General features: G+C 70.2%; 17 protein-coding genes. 12 read left to right on the top strand and 5 right to left on the bottom strand.

What is annotated here, in order from left to right; genetic code table 11:
* Positions 1-42: 42 nt before the first annotated feature.
* Entirely contained in the window at positions 43-708 is a 666-nt protein-coding gene (locus OG453_RS29970) for a GntR family transcriptional regulator (RefSeq protein WP_266871679.1), read from the top strand.
* Between the two features lie 133 nt (positions 709-841).
* On the opposite strand, the gene OG453_RS29965 is transcribed toward OG453_RS29970, so the two are convergent.
* Entirely contained in the window at positions 842-2,440 is a 1,599-nt protein-coding gene (locus OG453_RS29965) for an NAD(P)/FAD-dependent oxidoreductase (RefSeq protein WP_266871678.1), read from the bottom strand.
* Between the two features lie 70 nt (positions 2,441-2,510).
* Between OG453_RS29965 and OG453_RS29960 the strand changes: the two genes are divergently transcribed.
* Entirely contained in the window at positions 2,511-3,536 is a 1,026-nt protein-coding gene (locus OG453_RS29960) for an AraC family transcriptional regulator (protein ID WP_266871676.1), read from the top strand.
* 5 nt (positions 3,537-3,541) lie between these two features.
* On the opposite strand, the gene OG453_RS29955 is transcribed toward OG453_RS29960, so the two are convergent.
* Positions 3,542-4,387, bottom strand: coding sequence for a dienelactone hydrolase family protein (locus OG453_RS29955; RefSeq protein WP_266871675.1), 846 nt, complete (start codon positions 4,385-4,387; stop codon positions 3,542-3,544).
* A gap of 91 nt (positions 4,388-4,478) precedes the next feature.
* Between OG453_RS29955 and OG453_RS29950 the strand changes: the two genes are divergently transcribed.
* From OG453_RS29950 to OG453_RS29940, 3 genes are read left to right on the top strand one after another with little or no spacing between them, the layout of a single operon-like run.
* Positions 4,479-5,012 carry a hypothetical protein gene (locus OG453_RS29950; RefSeq protein WP_266871674.1) on the top strand — a complete coding sequence of 178 codons (534 nt, stop codon included), beginning with the start codon at positions 4,479-4,481 and terminating at the stop codon, positions 5,010-5,012.
* Entirely contained in the window at positions 4,981-5,916 is a 936-nt protein-coding gene (locus OG453_RS29945) for a serine protease (protein WP_266871673.1), read from the top strand. Before OG453_RS29950 ends, OG453_RS29945 begins: the two co-directional genes overlap by 32 nt.
* A 34-nt stretch (positions 5,917-5,950) precedes the next feature.
* A complete protein-coding gene (locus tag OG453_RS29940) occupies positions 5,951-7,681 on the top strand; it encodes a hypothetical protein (protein WP_266871672.1) in 1,731 nt (576 codons plus the stop codon).
* Here the strand turns inward: OG453_RS29940 and OG453_RS29935 are convergent.
* Both OG453_RS29935 and OG453_RS29930 read right to left on the bottom strand, forming a co-directional pair.
* Positions 7,653-8,063, bottom strand: a complete 411-nt coding sequence (locus tag OG453_RS29935; protein ID WP_266871671.1) for an NUDIX hydrolase — start codon at positions 8,061-8,063, stop codon at positions 7,653-7,655. The genes OG453_RS29940 and OG453_RS29935 overlap by 29 nt on opposite strands.
* A 10-nt stretch (positions 8,064-8,073) precedes the next feature.
* Complete coding sequence (locus OG453_RS29930; protein ID WP_266873176.1) at positions 8,074-8,916, bottom strand: radical SAM protein; 843 nt, start codon at positions 8,914-8,916, stop codon at positions 8,074-8,076.
* 365 nt (positions 8,917-9,281) lie between these two features.
* Between OG453_RS29930 and OG453_RS29925 the strand changes: the two genes are divergently transcribed.
* Both OG453_RS29925 and OG453_RS29920 read left to right on the top strand, forming a co-directional pair.
* On the top strand, positions 9,282-10,484 hold the full coding sequence (locus tag OG453_RS29925; RefSeq protein WP_266871670.1) for a cytochrome P450: 1,203 nt from the start codon (positions 9,282-9,284) through the stop codon (positions 10,482-10,484).
* Positions 10,485-10,500: 16 nt separating this feature from the next.
* Positions 10,501-10,695 (top strand): ferredoxin, encoded by a 195-nt coding sequence (locus tag OG453_RS29920; protein ID WP_266871668.1) that lies wholly within the window; start codon positions 10,501-10,503, stop codon positions 10,693-10,695.
* On the opposite strand, the gene OG453_RS29915 is transcribed toward OG453_RS29920, so the two are convergent.
* Complete coding sequence (locus OG453_RS29915) at positions 10,692-13,238, bottom strand: polysaccharide lyase family 8 super-sandwich domain-containing protein (protein ID WP_266871667.1); 2,547 nt, start codon at positions 13,236-13,238, stop codon at positions 10,692-10,694. The two genes, OG453_RS29920 and OG453_RS29915, sit on opposite strands and share 4 nt — an antisense overlap.
* Positions 13,239-13,372: 134 nt before the next feature.
* Between OG453_RS29915 and OG453_RS29910 the strand changes: the two genes are divergently transcribed.
* The 5 genes from OG453_RS29910 to OG453_RS29890 all read left to right on the top strand — a co-directional run bounded on the left by OG453_RS29910 (position 13,373) and on the right by OG453_RS29890 (position 19,369).
* Positions 13,373-13,972 carry a chemotaxis protein CheB gene (locus OG453_RS29910; protein ID WP_266871666.1) on the top strand — a complete coding sequence of 200 codons (600 nt, stop codon included), beginning with the start codon at positions 13,373-13,375 and terminating at the stop codon, positions 13,970-13,972.
* Complete coding sequence (locus tag OG453_RS29905) at positions 13,972-15,915, top strand: CheR family methyltransferase (RefSeq protein ID WP_266871665.1); 1,944 nt, start codon at positions 13,972-13,974, stop codon at positions 15,913-15,915. Before OG453_RS29910 ends, OG453_RS29905 begins: the two co-directional genes overlap by 1 nt.
* Before the next feature lie 25 nt (positions 15,916-15,940).
* A complete protein-coding gene (locus tag OG453_RS29900) occupies positions 15,941-16,831 on the top strand; it encodes a GAF domain-containing protein (protein WP_266871664.1) in 891 nt (296 codons plus the stop codon).
* 97 nt (positions 16,832-16,928) lie between these two features.
* Entirely contained in the window at positions 16,929-18,140 is a 1,212-nt protein-coding gene (locus OG453_RS29895) for a hypothetical protein (protein WP_266871663.1), read from the top strand.
* On the top strand, positions 18,128-19,369 hold the full coding sequence (locus tag OG453_RS29890; RefSeq protein ID WP_266871662.1) for a hypothetical protein: 1,242 nt from the start codon (positions 18,128-18,130) through the stop codon (positions 19,367-19,369). Before OG453_RS29895 ends, OG453_RS29890 begins: the two co-directional genes overlap by 13 nt.
* Positions 19,370-19,376: the final 7 nt, after the last annotated feature.

The following is a 19,376-nucleotide window of genomic DNA, read 5'->3' as shown; positions in this document are numbered from 1 at the left end:
TCGCGGGACAGGTCAAGGGGGCATTCGGCAAGGGGGATTTTCATGCAGCAGCTGGACACCGCGCCCAAGGGCGAGGAGCTGTCCCTTGCCGAGCGCGCCTACCGCGCCATCCGTGACTGGCTCGTCATGCTCGAGATCCGTCCGGGGGCGCCGATCAACGAGGACCAGCTCGCGCAGTCCCTCGGCGTCGGGCGGACCCCGGTGCGCGAGGCGCTCAAGCGGCTTCAGTACGAGCGTCTGATCACGACGTACCCCCGGCGCGGCACCTTCGCCACGGACGTCAACATCACCGACCTGGCCCACATCTCAGAGGTGCGCCTGGAGCTGGAGCCGCTGGCCGCCGCCCAGGCCGCGCGGCGTGCCACGGCCGCGGACCGGGCGACCCTGACAGCGCTCCGGCGGGAGCTGGCCGGCGTGGACTCACGTCCCCACGACCCGGACGAGCTGATGCGCCTCGACCTCCAGGTCCACCGCGCCATCTACGCCGCCACGCACAACCCGTACCTGGAAGACACCCTGGTCCGCCACGACAACCTGGCCACGCGCATCTGGTGCCTGTTCATCGACCGGCTGCCCGGCATGACGGGGCACGTCGTGGAGCACGACCCCTTGCTGAAGGCGATCGTCGACGGCGACCCGGACCAGGCGGCGCGGCTGACCCGCAGCCACGTCGAGGGCTTCGAACGGGCCATTCGCGAGGCCATCTGAGGCCGAGGCCATTTGAGGCGGAGGCCATTTGAGGCGGAGCGCCGCCTTGTCGCCGCTGCGGGTCAGCGCCCGGTGCCGCCGAGCGGATCCGCCGGACGCAGCCGGGGCCGGCCCGCGACCTGGGGCGGGTCGGTCACCGAGCGGCCTCCTCACGGGGCCGCTCCGTCTCCGCCGCCGCCCGCGCCCGGCGCACGGCTGACGCCGGCGTCGGCGCCAGCGTCCTGCGGAGGTTCGTCCGCAGCGTCGACGCCGCGTCGAGCACATAGTTCTGCCGGACCTTCCAGGGGCTCTTGTCGCCCTGCCGGGGGAAGGCGTCGATCGACCGCTGGACGTATCCGGAGGCCAGGTCGAGCAGCGGGCGTTCGTTCAGGGCGCCCGTCGGTGTCGGCTCCACCGCCGCGTAGTCGTTCTCCCGCATGTGGTTGAGGACCTTGCACACCAGACGGGACGTGAGATCGGCGCGCAGGGTCCAGGATGCGTTGGTGTAGCCGATGCACACCGCGAAGTTCGGTACGCCCGTCAGCATCGCGCCGCGCCACACGAACTGGCGCTTCAGCTCGACCGGTTGGCCGTCGACACTGGGTGAGATGCCGCCGAACGCGAGCAGTTGGAGTCCCGTGGCCGTCACGACGACGTCGGCCTCCAGGACTCGGCCGGACTTCAGGCGGATGCCCTCGGGCACGAAGCGGTCGATGTGGTCGGTGACGATCTCGGCCGCGCCCGTCTTGAGGACCTTGAACAGATCGGCGTCGGGCACCACGCACAGCCGCTGGTCCCACGGGTCGTACGCCGGGGTCAGATGGTCGGCGACCAGCCGGTCGTCCTTGACGATGCGCTTGTTGAGGCCGGTGAGCACGCGCCGCGCCGCCTTCGGGCTGCGGCGGCAGAACTGGTAGAGGCCGATGGCGAAGAAGATGTTCTTCGTCCGTACGACCCGGTGGGCCGCGCCCGCGGGCAGTACGGCACGGATGCCGTCGGCAAGGCGGTCCCGCGAGGGCAGCGAGCCGATCCAGGTCGGGGAGCGCTGCAGCATGGTGACGTGCGCGGCGCTCTGCGCCATCGCAGGCACCAGCGTGACGGCGGTGGCGCCGCTGCCGATGACCACGACCCGCTTGTCGGTGTGGTCCAGGTCCTCGGGCCAGAACTGCGGGTGCACGACCGTGCCGGAGAACGAGTCGACGCCCTCGAACTCGGGGGTGTGCCCTTGGTCGTAGTTGTAATAGCCCGCGCAAGAGTAAAGGAAATCGCAGGTGACGGTGGTCTGCGTGCGGTGGCCGTCCTCGGCCGTGCGGTGTCCGTCCTCGTCCGTGCGCTCCAGCGTCACGGTCCAGCGTGCCGTCTCGCTCGACCAGTCGGCGGCGACGACCTTGGTGCCGTAGCGGATCCGGCGGTCGATGCCGAACTCCGCGGCGGTCTCCTTGATGTAGCTCAGGATGGACCCGCCGTCGGCGAGCACCTTCGAGTCGCGCCAGGGCTTGAAGGCATAGCCCAGGGTGAACATGTCGGAGTCCGAGCGCACGCCCGGATAGCGGAACAGGTCCCACGTCCCGCCCATGGACTGCCGCGCCTCGATGATCGCGTACGAGCGCTCCGGGCACTCGGTCTGCAGCCGGTAGGCGGCGCCGACACCGGAGAGACCCGCGCCCACGATGACGACGTCGATGTGCTCGGCCGGTGCCCCGGAGCCTACGGTGCTTGAGCCTGGGGAGCTGGAGTCTGCGCTTTGCGTCATGGTCCTCAGTGTCCGGAGGCACACCCGCCAGGAATTGACCTGGGACGACAGATCTTTGACCCTGTACGACATGTCCGTGATCAGATCGGCGGGGCTGCGCGGCTTCCGTGCCACGGTGGCGGAGCTGGGCGGTGACGCCGAGGCCTATGCCCGGCAGGCGGGCTGCCCGACCGCCGCGCTCGACACGGACGATCTACTCGTCCCCGAAGAGGCGATGGCCACGGTACTCGAGCTGGCCGCCGCCGATCTCGGCTGCCCGGATCTGGGCCTGCGGATCGCCGCCCGGCAGGACCTGGGCATGCTCGGCGCCCTCGCCCTCGCCATCCAGAACTCCGCGACCCTCGGGGACGCCCTGGAGTGCACGACGCGCTACCTCTTCGTGCACGCACGCTCGCTGAGCCTCAGCCTGGAGCCCGATCCGTACGGCACTCCGGGGGTGGCCGCGCTGCGGTACGGCGTGCGCGACGGCGTTCTCCAGGGCGTGGAGGCGCCGCCCCAGGGCATCGACCTCTCCCTCGGTTTCATGCACCGGGCGATCGGCTTTCTCGTGGGCCACCCTTACGGGCTCGGCTCCGTAGAGCTGCCGCACCCCCTCCTGGCTCCCCTCTCCACGTACGAGGACTTCTTCGGCGTACCCGTGAAGGGGAACCGCCCTGCGGCGCTGCTCCGTGTCCCGCTGAGCCTGGCCAACCGGTCGCTCGGCGGCTCCAACGCCGAGCTGCGCCGCCTCGCGCTCGCCTACCTGGACGAGCAGTCGCTCAGGGAGCGCACGGACGTGGTCGGCCGTGTCCGCGCCGTCGTCGCGCGCTCGCTGGGCACCGCGCCGCCCGAGATCGACACCGTCGCCCGCCTCCTCAAGGTCCACCCCCGGACCCTGCAGCGGCGGCTGCGCGACGAGGGCACGACGTTCGCCGGGATCATCGACACGGAACGCCGCGGCGCCGCCCGCCGCTATCTCACGACAACCGACCTCCCGCTGGGCCAGATCGCCCTGCTCCTCGGCCTCTCCGAACAGTCGGCCCTCAACCGCTGCTGCCGCCGCTGGTGGGGGGCGACGCCGCGGGCGGTGCGGCGCGGAGAGGTCGCGGGCGTCTGAGGCGGTCAGGCAGCCGGGGTGCCCGTGTCCGTGCCCGTGAGCAGTCGCGTACGGAAGAGGTCGAGGACCTCGTCGAGCGCGGCCCGGGTCGGCTGGCCCGGCTCGTCGATGAGGTGCTCGGTCAGGACGGAGTGCGGCGGCAGGACGGCATCGGGGTCGGCGTCGCCGTCGTCGAGCTCGACGGCGGTGAACGCGTCGCCGAGCTGCTCGCGCAGGAAGGCGAAACGGTCGCCCGGAACCAGCCGGTCGCCGCGGAAGCGCATCCCGAGCACCCGGAGCCCGTCCCGCTCGCAGCGGCCCTTCACCACGGCGAGCTCATCGGCGGAGATGTCGATGCCGCAGGCACGGCGGGAGTTGACCGCGAGCGGCAGCGAGGGCTGCGAGAGGACCGGGGCGAGCAGCCGCTCGTCGGTGGCCATCGCCAGGGCGAAGCCGCCGGTGAGGCACATGCCGACGGCGCCGACCCCGGGGCCGCCGCACCGCTCGTGCTCGTGTGCGGCGAGGGCGCGCAGCCAGGCGACCACGCGTGAGCTGCGGCCGGTGGCGAGCAGGGTGAACTCCCGGCTCACACAGACCTTCAGGGTGGTCGACGCCGCGTAGAGCCCTGCCTTCAGCTGCCCGTGGGTCTTGGGGTCGGGGTCGAACCCGGGTTTCCCGAACAGCACGGGGAGCACCGCCGTGCAACCGATGGCGGCCACCTGCTCGGCGAACGCGAGGACCTTGGGCGTGATGCCGGGTATCTCCGCCATCACGATGACGGCGGGCCCTTCCCCGCGCCGCAGAACCCTGCGGGTGGTGCCCTCGTGCGTGAAGAGACCCCGGGTGAACCCCGTGAGGTCATGGTCGGCCATGCGATACGCCCTTCCAACTCGGCTCCGGCCAGGGGACATTGCCGTACGACGACGACTGCCCGGGCCCGCTTCCGGCGGCCATGATGACGGAGTGACACTCAATCCGGCCACTGCGGCGATCATCGGAATGAGCCTGGGCGCCGTCGCCTCCTTCTCGGGGGCGTGGCTCACCCAGCACGCGACGAACAAAAGAGAGCGTGAAAACCGTGTCTGGACACGGTGCATGGAGGTCTACGAGGAGGCCATGATCGTCGTCCATCAGATCGGCGATCTGCGCACGGAACTCAGCGCGACAGGAGAGTTGCCGGTCGACGCCCGCGCGGCCATGGCCGGTACCCATGCCCTCGCGGCCCGTCTCGAGATCTACGCGACGAAGCCCGTCCTCGACGCCCACTGGAAGCACTTCAAGGCGATGCATGCGTGGAAGTCGGCCCTTGAGGCCTGGGACGCCCAGGAAGGGACCAATCCGCGGGCCAGCCGGGCGGACCCGCTGTGGCGGAAGTTCACCGATCGCGTCAAGGAATCGGAAGAAGCCGACCGGCAGTTCCTGAGCACCCTGCGCACGGAGGTGCACGGGGAGCGGGAGCGGCGGAATGCGCCATGGAAATGGCGCCCTTTCCGGTGAAGGAATTCGGAAGGATCTCCTCAAGCCGGTTTCCGACAAGGAATCTTGCTCGGCCACTCCCGGCCCGGATCCGATCCTGGCTACCATTGCATTTTCCACCGGCAAAGGCGCCGCACGCTTCTGGGATCGGACGGGGGACGAACCCATGACGCAGCAGAAGCACTTGATCCAGATACACCGAAGCAACGATCACTTATGCCCCGGCGTACGCCTCACCAGGTACTACGCCCTCACCGCCGCACACTGCCTCGGAGGCAACAAGGAAGAATGCAAACAGCCGGTGACCCTCTGCCTCGCGGACGGCAGGGAACTGGAGGGAGAGGTCGAGGATTTCGACCTCCTCACCGACATGGCTCTCCTGAAGATCGTCTTTCCGAAGGGCGAGCGCGTGCCGCTCCCCCACATCACGTTCGGCTTCGCGCAGAAGAACGAACCCTGGGCCGCCGCCCACCGGCCGTCCGACAACTGCGTCGCGCTGAAGGGAACCGTGAGTCACGTATCGGTCATCTACCAAAGGACAGACGGTCAGACCGCCAGCTCGCACCGCCTGTGGCATGACGGTACGTGCGACGAGGTGCACAAGTTCTACGGCAGCCCTGTCGACCGCGACGAGTCCGGCCGCTCCACCGCCGTCATCGGCCTCCTCGTCGGTCGGCCCGCCGACACGGACGCTCCGCAGGAAACCCTCTTCGCCGGGACCATAGAGGAGGCGGTGCTGAGGTTCAGGGAACTCGATTTCCAGCACCGGCGGGCCGGGCACGAGCCGTCCGATCCCGGACGTGTCTACACGGTCATCCAGGACCCGCAGACGGAGGCCAAGGCCCGCAAGGACAACACGGTGCCGTCCGCACTGGAGAGGGCCGGCGTGGCCGACTACGTGAACCTGCGCTGGCACCGGCCGTGAAGGCATGCGGGCCCGCCCGTCTCCAGGAGGGGACATGACGACGATGACGCATCTCGCCGAGGCGATAACGGCCGCGGAGGACGCCCTCCTGACGAACGGCACCGCGCGGCCGGACATCGAGGAGACCCTCACCGACTACGTCGAGCGCCTCAAGAACCGTGAACTGTCCCACCCGCCACGCAGGGGCATCACCGGACGGCGCATCCACCTCGCGCGGCTCCTCCTGGCGCTCGGCATGCGGGAACTCTCCATCGAGGTAGCCGATGTGACTCTGCAACACATGGAGCTCTCCGAGGCGGACCGGTCGTTGTTCACGCCCGACACCTGGAACGAACTCGGCTCACTGCTCGCGGAGCACGACGATCTCGACCGCGCCCTCATGGCCCTCAACCGCGCCCGCGATCGGGCCCAGTGCACGACGTCTCCCGTGCTCGCCAAGATTCTCGCCAACCTGAGCGCGGTGGACCTGCGGGCCGGCCATCTGGAGGACGCCTGGTCCTGGGCGCAGGAGGCGGTCACCGTACTGGGGAGGCACTGGAGCAGCGACCCGGAGACGCTCCTCACCGCCGAGTGGGTGCGCGTCGAAGTGGCCACGTTCCGCCACGACATGGCCGAACTCTCTGACGCACTGGAGCAGTTCGCGGAAGCCGTGGACCAGTTCACCGACCTCAAGGGCGAGAGCCATCCCAAGGCCATAGGGGCCAGGGCGGCACTGGCGGCAGCCAGGTTCCAGGAGGCAAGGGCGGGGCAGGACGACGAGCGCGGCGGCGAGCAGGAGCTCGGAGACCTGGAGATCGCCCACTTGCGCGCGTCCGCGTTCCTCGGCCCCGATCATCCGCAGACGCTGGTCGCCCAAGCAGCCCTTGCCGCAGCCGAGTTCGAGTCGGCCGAAGGAACGGAGCTCGGCACAGCGCGCCGGCAGCAGGCCATGGCGGTGCTCGAAGCGGCCACGGCCAGGGCCGCGGACACTCTGGGCCGGGCACACTCCCAGACACGTGAACTGCGCACGGCGCTCGCCGACATGCGGGTGATCACGACTCCGCCCGACCAGCTTCCGTATCTCATCGAGCACACTTACACACCTCAGGAGAACGAGGCCCGCAACGACGCCAAGCGCTGGGCGCTCCAGCGGGAGAAGAACATGATCAGGCTGATCGCGCACGCGGGCGCGTCCTTCTATCTGTCGGACCTGGCGCTCTTCCGTCCCGACATCATCAACGCCCTGCGCCGGGGCAGCTATTTCTACGCGATCATCAGCAGTCCCTGGAATGCCAGCGCCCAGTTCACCAAGCACGACGCGACGGCGGAGCGCCCCAACTCCCACAACATCGTGGACATCGTGGCCGCGAGCGACTACTACAGCAAGACCTTTCTTCCCGTGATCGAGGCCTATCGCGCACTGCGGGAAGAGTACGGATACGGAATCGAGCTGCGATTGACGCACATGGACCTTCCCGGATCGACCCTGCTCACCACGGACATGGGGTTCTTCGAGCCGTACATCACCTCGAATCCGGAGCGCAGGACCCGACGCAAGCTCAATGTTTTCGAGATGGAATTCCACAAGGACAGCAGGTATTACGGAGACAGCCGGAGCGAGTTCGAGACCCAATGGGAACTGGCAAGCCCCCTCGACCAGTTCGAGGCGAGCGAGCCGGAACACAAGGCGGCCCTGCGCGACGCCGTACGCGCACAGTCCGACGACGGGTCGCGCAAGCCGAGGGCCCGGCCCTCGATCAGGGAAGATGGAGAGCGCCGCCCCTGACGCTGCGCAGCACCCCCGCCGATCCCACGAACACCGCGTCCGGCAGCGCGTCCAGGTGCCAGAACTCCCAGCGCACACACCGCTCGGGCTCTCTGACCCGGGGCTCACCGGCGAAGTCCAGGATCTCCACGCCGATCTGCATGTGGTGGTTGGCCGCCGGGTCGGGATCGGTGACGCAGGCGACGCGGGTGCCGATCGCGCGCAGCCCCGTCTCCTCCTCAAGCTCCCGGCAGGCGGCACCGGCCAGCGACTCGCCCACTTCGAGATGGCCGCCGGGCAGCCCCCACGTGCCGTGGCCGAAGGTGTTCGCCCGCAGCCCAAGCAGTACGCGGCCGCCCGCCCGGACGATGGCCTGGACCCCTACGCGTACCTGTGTCGTCATGGCGGCCCTCTCATGCGTCGGGGTAAGTGCCGGTGAAATTCTCGGTGTTCCTTGATCCCTCGACCGGGGCCGGCGACTCGTCGGAGCCCTCCGCGATCCGGTCGAAGAAGTTGCCGAGCCGCCGCTCGCCGCCCTCGTCGATGACGACGACCTCGCAGTCGGGATCGATGAAGAAGTAACTGCCCTTACGGGTGCGGTTGCGGTACACGCGCAGGGCAACACCGCGCTCGCGGGCGGCGTCCTCGCACCGGTGGACCACGTCCTCGAACTCCTCGTCGCCGAGGGAGAGCCAGTCCCGGTTGTCCGCACCGTAATTGGTCTCGGACATTTGGTACACCTTCCACACATCGGGCAGGCAGGCGTCCTTGATCAGGTCCAGGACACGGGGCGCCCCCGCGACATTCACCCTGGTCACGACCGTGCCGAGCTTCACGTGGACGTGCCGGTGGTTCTTGCGCACCTCGCCGAGCAGGCGGAGCATCCGCTCCCGGTGCGGCGCGACGCCGGTGCGCAGCGCACGGTGCTCGTCCGCGTCGGCGGACTCCAGGGGCAGCGCGATCCAGGAGAGGCTGGGCAGCACCCGCTCCATCGTCCGCAGCGGGGCGAGGCCGTTGGTGCTCAGGACGACCTTCGGGGGGCTGCCGTCCGCGTCGGGTTCGCGCAGCACCGCGGCGAGCTCGTCGAGGTAGGAGAGCAAGGTCGGTTCACCCCCGGAAATGACGACGCCGCGCACGCCTCCGTCCTTCAGCGCGGCCGCGACCTTGAGCGCGTCGCCCCGGGACATGGAGGGGATCTCATGCCGCGGACCAAAGCAAAAGGGACAACTGAGATTGCATCGCCCAATGGGTCGCATATCGACGAAGGCGGGGATGTGCATGGAGGGACTGTAGCGATTCAAGACGTACGGGATGGGCCATTCCTGAGGGACAGTCAGGGCCCCGTCGCCCTCACGGGGGCGCGGACGAACTGACGAACCCCTGCCCGCCCTGCGCGCCCATCAAGCCCTCCCCCGGACCACACGCCCCCGCGACGCGCCCGTACGCCTCCGCGTGCACCCGGAGTCACGGACGCAAGAAGGTTGAGCGGACGGAGCGATTCCGGCCACCCGCAGCCGCCGAAACCGCTCCCATCTGGCCTGTCTTGCGGTGTACGAACTAGATGCCCCAGGCATCTAATGGGATCCGGAAAAGGGAGCCTCTCCGCTTGTGAGGTACATCCATGACGGACTCAGCCGCAGCCACATCCATCTCCTTCCCCCAAGACCGCACCTGCCCCTACCACCCGCCCGAGGCCTACGAACCGCTGCGCGAGGAGCGGCCGCTCTCCCGGGTCACCTTCTTCGACGGGCGTTCCGTCTGGGCGGTCACCGGACAGCGTGTCGCCCGCGAACTGCTCGCCGATCCACGGCTCTCCAGCGACCGCGAGAACGAGGCGTTCCCCGCGCCGACCGAACGCTTCGCCCAGGTCCGCAACCGCCGTATCGCCCTGCTCGGCGTCGACGACCCTCTGCACAACGCCCAGCGCCGCATGCTGATCCCCAGCTTCTCGGTCAAACGCGTCGCCGCGCTGCGGCCCCGGATCCAGGAGATCGCCGACCGGCTCCTGGACGCCATGGCCGAACAGGGGCCGCCGGCCGAGCTGGTCGGCGCGTTCGCGCTGCCGATGCCGTCCATGGTGATCTGCGCCCTGCTCGGGGTGCCCTACGAGGACCACGACTTCTTCGAGGGGCAGTCCCGGCGGCTGCTGCGCGGCCCGCGCGCCGATGACGTACAGCGGGCACGGGACGAACTCGACGCCTACTTCGACGACTTGATCGAGCACAAGCGGCGCACGCCGGGCGACGGTCTGCTCGACGAGCTGATCCAGCGGCAGCTCGCAGCGGGCGCCGTGGACCGCGGCGAGCTGCTCAGCCTGGCGACGCTGCTGCTCGTCGCGGGGCACGAGACCACGGCGAACATGATCTCCCTCGGTACGTTCACCCTCCTCCAGCACCCGGAGCGGCTGGCCGAACTCCGCGCCGAGCGGGCCCTGGTGCCGGCCGCCGTCGAGGAACTGCTGCGCTTCCTGTCCATCGCGGAAGGGATGCTGCGGGTGGCGAAGGAGGACATCGACGTCGCGGGCCACACCATCCGCGCGCACGACGGCGTCGTCTTCTCCACGTCCCTCATCAACCGCGACACCGCGGCCTACGACACCCCGGAGGAGCTCGACTTCCGCCGCGAGAGCCGCCACCACCTCGCCTTCGGCTTCGGCGTGCACCAGTGTCTGGGCCAGAACCTGGCCCGCGCCGAGCTGGAGATCGCCCTGCAGAGCCTCTTCGAGCGCATGCCACAGCTGCGCCTCGCGGTGCCCGCGGCGGAGATTCCCTTCAAGCCGGGCGACACCATCCAGGGGATGCTGGAACTCCCCGTGACGTGGTGACCGACAGGAGATGAGCATGCGGGTCCATGTGGACAAGGAACGGTGCGTGGGCGCGGGCATGTGCGCGCTCACCGCGCCGAGCGTCTTCACCCAGGACGACGACGGCTTGAGCGAGGTGCTGCCAGGCCGCGAGGACGGCGGCGGCGACCCCCTGGTGCGTGAGGCGGTCCGGGCGTGCCCGGTGGGGGCCGTCACCGCAGACGACTCCTAGCCGCGCAGCCGCACCGTGAAGCTCCGCCCGTACGCGTGCCGGGTCCGCACGTCGATGCGGGTTCCGCCGTGCACGCGGCGTACGCGTACGCCGTCGTCGGCCGTGACCTCCCGCAGCGAGCGGCCGCGGAGCAGGACGCTCACCGTGTCCCGGTCCATGGTCGGGTCGGACACGGCGACCGTGGTCTCGTCGCCGCGCCCGGTGCGCCGCACCAGCACGGAGGAGGGGCCGTCGAGCCGTACGCCGGCGGCCTCGTGGCGCCCCGCGGTGAAGCTGTTCGCGGCCGTCAGGCCGAGGCCCGTGTGCGTGACGGCCTGCAGCCGCACCGTGTTCGCGAGGATCTTCAGCGGTCGCCCCGAGCCGTACGACCGCAGCGCCGCATCGGCCGCGTTCGGCACCAACGCGTAGGCCAGGCACGCTGGTTGGGCCCCGGCCGCGCCGTCCACCGTCACGCCCAGGACGTTGCGCGTCACGGGCGTGTCCGGGTTCGCGGTGCGCACGACCCGGCGGCTCCGGGTCACCTGGTCGAGGGCGACCCGTACCTTCGGGGTGTCCAGGAAGACGTAGCCGACGGCGGTGCGCTGTGTGGCGTTGGCGTACCGCAGCCAGGCAAGGTCGCCCGTGCCCGCGCCGGTCCATGGGCGGCCGTCACACAGCATCCCCGTGACGGACACCTGGTCGTCCGGCGCCGCGGTGCGCGCGTCGACCGTCGTCGTCACGGCACGCCCCGCGTCGTCGCCGACCCCCGCGGCGAGCACCACGATCTCCTCGTCGAGCAGGAACCAGGATTTCGTCGCCGTCGCGTTGCGGTACACCACGAAGTCATCGGGCAGCAGCTTCTGGTCCCGGTGGGCGACATCGCTCGACTGGACCATCCCCACGGCCCCGTACGCCCCGAGCACGGCGCCGCCGGAGTGCCCTTCGGTGCCGCGCGGGAAGTAGACGTACTTGTTCTGCGACTCGGAGGAAGAGGTGAAGTTCAGGGGGTGGCCGGGGTTGTCGTAGTACGGCTTCCCGTACAGCTCGGGGACGGTGCGGCGCCGCTCGACGGGCGCGGTGACACCGGCGAGGCCGTACGGCGAGACCGTGGTGAAGTAGTCGACGCCGTACGCCTGGGTCTGGTCCTGCCCGGCGAGGTAGAGGTAGTGGGCGCCGTCGCCCTGGAACCACGGCATGAGGTTCTCGCCGCTCATGTACTCGTACTTGCTGATCCGGCCGGAGCTGCGCGCAAGCGCGAAGGCGTAACCCGGTCTGCGGTGCACGGTCTTGTCCATGGCGTTGAAGGCGACGCTGCGCGCCGCCGGGTTGAGGTCGGCGGGCGGCACCGAGGCGTCGCCGATGATGTCGGCGTAGCGGACGATGCTGACCGGGGAGACGAAGCCGGTGGGGTTGAGGGCGGTGCGCGAGGTCGCCCGGACGTGCTTGACGTAGCTCTTCAGGGCGGTGGCGTCCGCGCCGGTGGAGAGGGAGGAGAGGTCGACGACGGCCTCGACGACGACCGCGACATCCGCGTAGCCGCCCTCCGGACGCGACACCGCGCGTCCCTTGACGATCTCCATCATCCAGCCCTCGAAGACGAGCGGCGCGAAGCCGTCGCGCACCCACTTCTGGACGGTCGGCACCAGCTCATCGCCGTGCGCGAAGCCCGTGCCGTCGAGGATCTTGAGCGTCTGCACGACCCGGGTGAGCAGGCCTTTGCCGTACGAACCCGTGTACGCGACGGAGGCGTGCTGGATGAAGGAGCCGTCGGCGTAGTAGCCGTCCGTGACCCCGTGGTTCAGGTGGTACGGATCGATGGTGACGAAGACCGTCAGCTGGTCGGTGAGCGCCTTGCGGATGCGGGCCTCGCCGCCATCGGGCAGCAGCGCGCCCTGCAGGATCCGGTTGGTGGTGATGTCGGCGAGGTTGGCGCCGGTGTGGAAGCGCGAGTCGAGGTTCACGTCCCCGTCGATGCCGTTGCGCAGGTAGGCATCCATCGAGGCGACGTATGTGGCGATGAGGCCGGGCCTGTGGGTCCGCACCTCGTCGACGAGGAGCGCGAGGGTCTTGCTGATGTGCTGGGAGATGCCGATCTCCCAGTGGAACCAGTTGCCGTAGTAGCCCTTGGCCTGGTCGCCGTAGTGGCGCTCGTGGAGCCAGCCGAGTCCGTCGATCACACGGCGCTGCACGGCCGTGTTCCCGTAGAGGTCGGAGGGGGTGCCCGGGGTGCGGGTCGCCAGGGCGATCTCGTACAGCCGTTTGAAGGCCGTGTTGAGGTTGGTCTCGTCGGTGCCGAGCACGAGACCGGCGAACAGCTCGCCGTCGGCCGCGTCGTCCATCGACTTCAGGTTCGTCCGCGCGGTCTTCTCCACGGCGGCGAGCTTGGCGGCCGTCTCGGGGCGGGCGTTGGACTCGGCGGTGCCGGCGAAGACCGCCACGGTGTTGGCGATGAGCCGGGCACTGTCCTCGGCGGCTTCGGCGGCGGAGACCGGCACTGAGGGGATCACCGCCAGGAGACCGGCCGCCGAGAGGGCGGACAACAGGCGTCTGCGGGTGATCTCCATGGCGACCTCCGCCGGTGTGTTGGCGATCTGGCGTTCTGGCGGGCGGAGTCAAGCAGATGCCATGACCGGCGACAAGAGGACGTGCCGCCCCGCGCGGACCCGCCAGTGTGCCGCGCAGCGACTAGGCTCGGCATATGACGTCCGAACAGCACACATCAGGTCAGTACGCCGTCGTGGCTGTCGCGTCGTCCGCCGGCGGCATCCAGGGTCTGGGCGCGCTCCTGGGCGCTCTCGGCCCCGATCTGCCGGTGCCGGTGCTCGTGGTCCAGCACCTCGATCCACGCCACCGGACGCTGCTGGCGGAGGTCCTCTCCCGGCGCACGGAACTCGACGTCAAGCTGGCCGAGGACCATGAGAGCATCCGCCCGGGGACGGTGTATCTGGCACCGCCCGACCGGCACCTCCTCGTGAGCCCCGAGGGCGTCCTTTCCCTGTCGGACAGCGAGCTCGTGCACTTCGTGCGCCCCTCCGCCGATCTGCTCTTCGAGTCGGTGGCCGGCGCGTACGGGCCGCGGGCCATCGCCTGTGTGCTGACCGGCACCGGTGTGGACGGCGCCATGGGCGTGGACGCGGTCAAGTCGCGCGGCGGCACCGTGATCGCCGAGGATCCCGAGACCGCGCAGTTCGCGGGGATGCCGTCGGCGGCGGTCGGCACGGGGTCCGTCGACTTCGTACTCCGTCTAGAGGAAATCGCCGCGGCCGTCCGCGGACTCGTCGAGAGCAAGAGGCAGTGATGAGCAAGTCGTCCGGCGCCGGGAGCGGGGCAGCGCCCGAGCAGAGCACCGGCACCGAACAGGAGGCCGGCGGCAAGCGCGGGTCCGTGCCCGAAGTCGCCGTCAACCAGGGCCTGGAGGACCTGCTCGGCTTCATCCGCGACTCCCGGGGCTTCGACTTCACCGGCTACAAGCGGTCCACCCTGGGCCGCCGCATCCGCAAGCGGATGGACGACGTCGGCGTACAGGACTACGCGGACTACCGCGATCTGCTCGAGACCGACACCGTCGAGTTCCGCACGCTCTTCAACACGATCCTGATCAACGTCACTTCGGTGTTCCGCGACCCGGACGCCTGGGAGCTCCTGCAGCGTGAGGTGGTCCCCCAGCTGATCGCCGATCTGGGGCCCGACGAGGAGATCCGGGTGTGGAGCGCGGGCTGCTCAAGCGGCGAGGAGGCGTACTCACTGGCCATCATGTTCGCCGAGGCGCTCGGCATCGAGGAGAGCCTGAACCGCGTCAAGATCTACGCCACGGACGTCGACGAGGAGGCGCTGCGCGAAGCCCGCTCGGGCCAGTACCCGGCGAGGAACCTCGAATCGCTCCCCACCGAGCTGCGCGACAAGTACTTCGAGCGGCACGGCGGTCACTACGTCTTCCGCCCCGATCTGCGGCGCCGGGTGATCTTCGGCCGGCACGACATCACCCGGGACGCCCCGATCTCCCGCCTTGACCTGCTCGTCTGCCGCAACACCCTGATGTACTTCAACGTCGAGGCGCAGACCCAGATCGTCGACCGCTTCCACTTCGCGCTGCGCGAGGGCCGCTATCTCTTCCTCGGCAAGGCCGAGATGCTGCTGAGCGACGGCGAGCGGTTCGAGGCGCTCAGCATCCGCCAGCGCATCTTCCGGCGCCGTCCCGGCGGCAGCGCCCCGCCGTACCCCGCGATCCCCATGAAGATGCGCCCCGGCATGGGCGCCGAGATGCAGGCCGTCTCGCGGACCCGCCAGCTGCGCGACCTGATCCTCGACGCCGCTCCGGGTGCCGCCGTCGCCCTGGACGAGGACGGCCTCGTCGTCATGATCAACAACGAGGCCCGTGTCCAGTTCGGCCTCACGACCCATGACATCGGCCGCCCCTTCCAGGACCTGGAGCTGTCCTACCGCCCCACCGAACTGCGTTCCCTGATCGACCAGGCCACCCATGAGCGCCGGACGATGCGGGTGAACGGGGCGGAGCGGCGCATCGGCAGCGAGGTGCAGAACTTCGACATCGTCATCCAGCCCATCTCCGGGGGACAGGGACTGCCGGTCGCCACCAACATCACCTTCACGGACGTCACCCTCTCGACCCAGCTCAAGGCGGAGGTCAAGCGGGTGCGCGAGGACCTGGAGACCGCGTACGAGGAACTCCAGTCCACCAACGAGGAGTTGGAGACGACCAACGAGGAACTCCAGTCGAGCATCGAGGAGCTGGAGACCACCAACGAAGAACTCCAGTCCACGAACGAGGAGCTGGAGACCACCAACGAAGAACTCCGGTCCGGCAACGAGGAACTGGAGACCATGAACGACGAGATGCGGCTGCGCTCCACGGATCTGAACGAGGCCCGCGCCTTCCTCGAGGGCGTGGTCAGCAGCATCGCGGCGGGCGTGGTGGTCCTCTCTTCCGACAGCCGGGTCAGGAGCTGGAACCGCGGCGCGATCGACCTGTGGGGGCTGCGGGCCGACGAGGTCCTCGACCAGGAGTTCTTCGCCCTTGACTTCGGGCTGCCCACCGACGGTCTGCGCCAGATCGTCCGGGAGTGCATCGCGTCGGGGAAGCGGTCGGGACCGGTCGCCATCCCCGCCGTGAACCGCATCGGCAGAACCATCGACTGCTCGGTGATCTGCTCTCCGTTCGACGGGCACAACGGAGGTGTCGTGCTCCTCATGGAAGACGTCGCCGAGTCGGGCGGCGGCTGACCCCGCGAGCCGTATTCTGGTGAACATGAAGGCCATGGAAGGCAGTTCGTCGTCCGCGGACGACGGCCAGGCCGAAGCCGCCTGGCAGCGTGCCGTTCGTGCCGCCGACCGCGCGGCGCGCGAGACGGCGACCGCCGAGCGCCATGACCGGCGCTTCCTGGAGACCGGCCGTGTGTTCCACTCGGCGATGGCCGCACGGCACCACGCGGTCGCCGAGCGGCATCTGACCACGGCCCGCCTCCAGGAGTCCTATGCCCGCCGGGTGCGGGAGTGGGCGAACGGCCACGGCCCCGGGCGCCGGGAGGCCACGAGCGTCGACCGCCCCTTGTTCATGGCCGGGGTCGCGGAGGCCTGCGGCACCCCCAGCGCCGCGCTCACGCTGATGGGCGACGATCTGAGCCAGCTCGCGGTCGCCGCATCGGACCGGCCCTCGCGCGGCGCCCAGGATCTGGAGTACGTCCTGACCGCGGGCCCCGGACGGGAAGCGGCCCGCGCCGGCAGCGCGGTGTATGTGTCCGGCGCCGCCATAGAGGAGCTCTGGCCCGGCTACGGCTCCGGGCTCGCCGCCCTTGGCCTGAGCTCGGTGGCCGCACTGCCGCTGACGGTTCCGCCGCGCTGCATCGGCGCGCTGACCGTCTTCGATCCCCCCTCCGCCCTCGCCGGGTCGGGGGCGCTGGACGAGGTCGCTGCGGCGCTGACCGCGGGCGTGCTCCTCGGCCCCGACGCGGATCCCGGACTGTACGGCGGCGCCGACATCAGAGCCGCGGTGCACCAGGCGGCGGGCGCCCTGTCCGAGCAGACGGGCGGCTCGATCGGCGACTCCCTCGCGCTCATCAAGGCGCGGGCCTTCGCCCTGGGCGAGTCCCCCGAGTGGGTGGCGCAGAGCTTCCTGTCCGGGAAGCTGAAACTCCACTAGCCCAATAGCCCACTAGCCCTCTAGCCCTCGCCCCAGGGCATGCTCACCGGTTGATAGCGTCGCTCTCCTGATCATGTACACGGGGAGGGAGAGCGCCATGCCCAAGCTGCGTGACGTCCGCAGGCGTACGTGGCTGCTTGTCGCCGGGGTGACGGTGCTCGCCGTCGCGGTGGCGGGCACGGGGATCGCCGTGTCGCGGTCCATGGAGCACAGCGAGCAACTGGCCGCGGACAAGGAGCAGTTGGCGGATGCCTGCGCGGGCCTGCTCCCCGAAGGAGTGGGCTACCTGCTGCCGGACGACACGGCGGGCGAGCTGCGCGAGTACGGCACGATGCTGCGGCCGGGGCAGCAGAGCCGGGCGCTGCTCGACTGCACCGTCCGGTGGGGCGAGGACGAGGCCCAGGTTCGGGTGCGGGCGGAGGCGGTGCTGGGCCAGGCCGCCGCGCCCGGCGGCGGCTTCGCGGTGCCGCTGCCGAGCAGCGCGCTCGGCGGCGCCGGCGGCACGGACGGGATCGGCCCCCAGCAGGTGTCGGCCACCCTCCTGGCCTCCTGCCCGAAGGGGCTCACCGGGCGGGTCCGGCCGTCCGAGGACCTGCTGGTGTCCGTGGATCTGCCCTCGTCGGCCGACAACTCGTACGACGTGCCGAAGAGCGAACGGCTCGACGCGTCCCGTACGGCGGTACGCGCAGCCGACTGGGTGAGCCGGAAACAGGGCTGTGGCGGGCAGTCGCTGAACGTCCGTAAGGCAGCCGACGGCTCCGCGCTCTGCCACTGGCTCTCGCCCAAGGCGCTGAAGTTCTCGCCGGGCCGCTGGCGGTTCGACGGCAACGACAAGACGTACAGCGAGCGCGCGGGCTCCTGCGGCGGCGAGTGGGACGACACCGCGGGCTGGGCCGAGGAGCGGAAGGTCAAGGCGGCGAGCGCGGAGAGCTGGTCGGGGATCCTCGCGGCCGGTGCGTACGAGAGCCATGCCGGCTCCGGCTACGTACCAGGGAGCAGTCAAAGCACCCACAAGCCGGACAGCGAAGGACAGTTGAGGATCGAGGAGTCGGGCGACGATCCGCAGTTCGCGCTCTGGGCGCGGTCGGCTTGCGAGGCCGGGCCTACGTATCACCGCGTCACGGTAGTACCGGCCTTCGACTTCCAGCACCAGGACGCGGTCGTCCTCGACAAGCAGGACCGGCGGCGGTTCTCCGCACAGGCGCGTGCCGTACTCGACCGCTATCTGGCGGCAGCGGACGGCTGGCCGCGGCGTTCGCACTGCCGGAACACCGAGATCATGGGAGAGGTGGAGGAGTGGCAGGGCTGACCTGGCGGTCCGGCGCGGGACGGAAGCTGACCGTGGCGGCCGGGGCGGTGCTCGCCCTCGCACTGCTGGCGGGCGGGTGGTTCTGGTTCGGCGGGGGCTACGACAGGTGGGTGGCGCAGCGCCAGATCGACGAGGCCTGCGACGGGGTGCTGCCGGGCGCTGAAGTGCGTGACGTCCTTGGCGACGGGCCGTTCGAGGACGACACCGACGGCCGCTCGGAGGGTGAACTGGCCGACGCCTCGCTGCGGGTGGAGTGCTCGCTGGCCCTCGAAGTCGAAGAGGGCTCGGTCACGGTCAACGTGCACGCGGTGCCGGAACGGCGGGTAAAGGACGACGACAGCTTCGCCGCGCGGCAGCAACGGCGCGAGGACTTCACCGGCCGGTACGACGGGGTGTATCCGGAGGCGGGCACCGTGTTGCCCCCTGCCACGCTCGGCCACGGGTGGAACAGCGTCTTCAGCGCCGGCTCCGACGACGATGGCGACGCCAGTGCCACCACCGCAGTCCTCCTCGACTGCGCGCGCGGCCGCGGCGGGCTGCTCGTCACGGTCGGCGTCGAGGACGAGGGGACGACCGTCGAAGACGCCGCCCGGCGCACCGCCTTCGCCCGGATCGCCACCGCCACGGCGGCGAACGCCTCCGACCACTGGGGCTGCGACGCGGAACTCGGCGAGCGCCCGCGCACGGTGCCGCTGCCGGTGGACGAGGAGGAGAACGTGCCGCTGGCCGACGCCACCGCGTCCTGCGAGGGCGTTCCGGCGCGCGGCTCCGCGCTCTCCTGGGCATGGGAGGGCGCACGTCGCGGGACGCCGCTCGAGGTGTGCGTCCTCGGCGCCGGGCCGGTGGACACGGAAGGGCGGCCGGCACCCCGGACCTCGTCGGACATCAGCGGCCGGTACCGCCTCAGCGCCTACTACGGCCCATACGCGCAGGACGAGCGGTACGGCTACCAGGAGCGCCACGACTACCTGGAGCCGGACCGCATGCTGGGCGTGGCCCCGGCCGGACCCCTCGTGTTCGGCGGGTACTGGGCGAGCGCGGAGTGCGAGAAGGGTGGCGAGCGCGCCCTGTTCACCATCGAGCCGCCGGGCTCCGGGTCCCCCTCGTACGGCAGCGACAAGCGGGACAAGCCCAGCGCCGCCGACCGCGCCTACCAGCGCGCCGCCCTGAAGGCGTTCGCTGAGAAGTCGGCCGAGACACACGGCTGCAAGGCCCCCGTGCAGCCCTGAGCCGACC

This window comes from Streptomyces sp. NBC_01381 (assembly GCF_026340305.1).
Lineage (GTDB): Bacteria > Actinomycetota > Actinomycetes > Streptomycetales > Streptomycetaceae > Streptomyces.
Note: the sequence above shows the minus strand (reverse complement) of the source record. Positions and strands in the feature narration are given on the sequence as shown.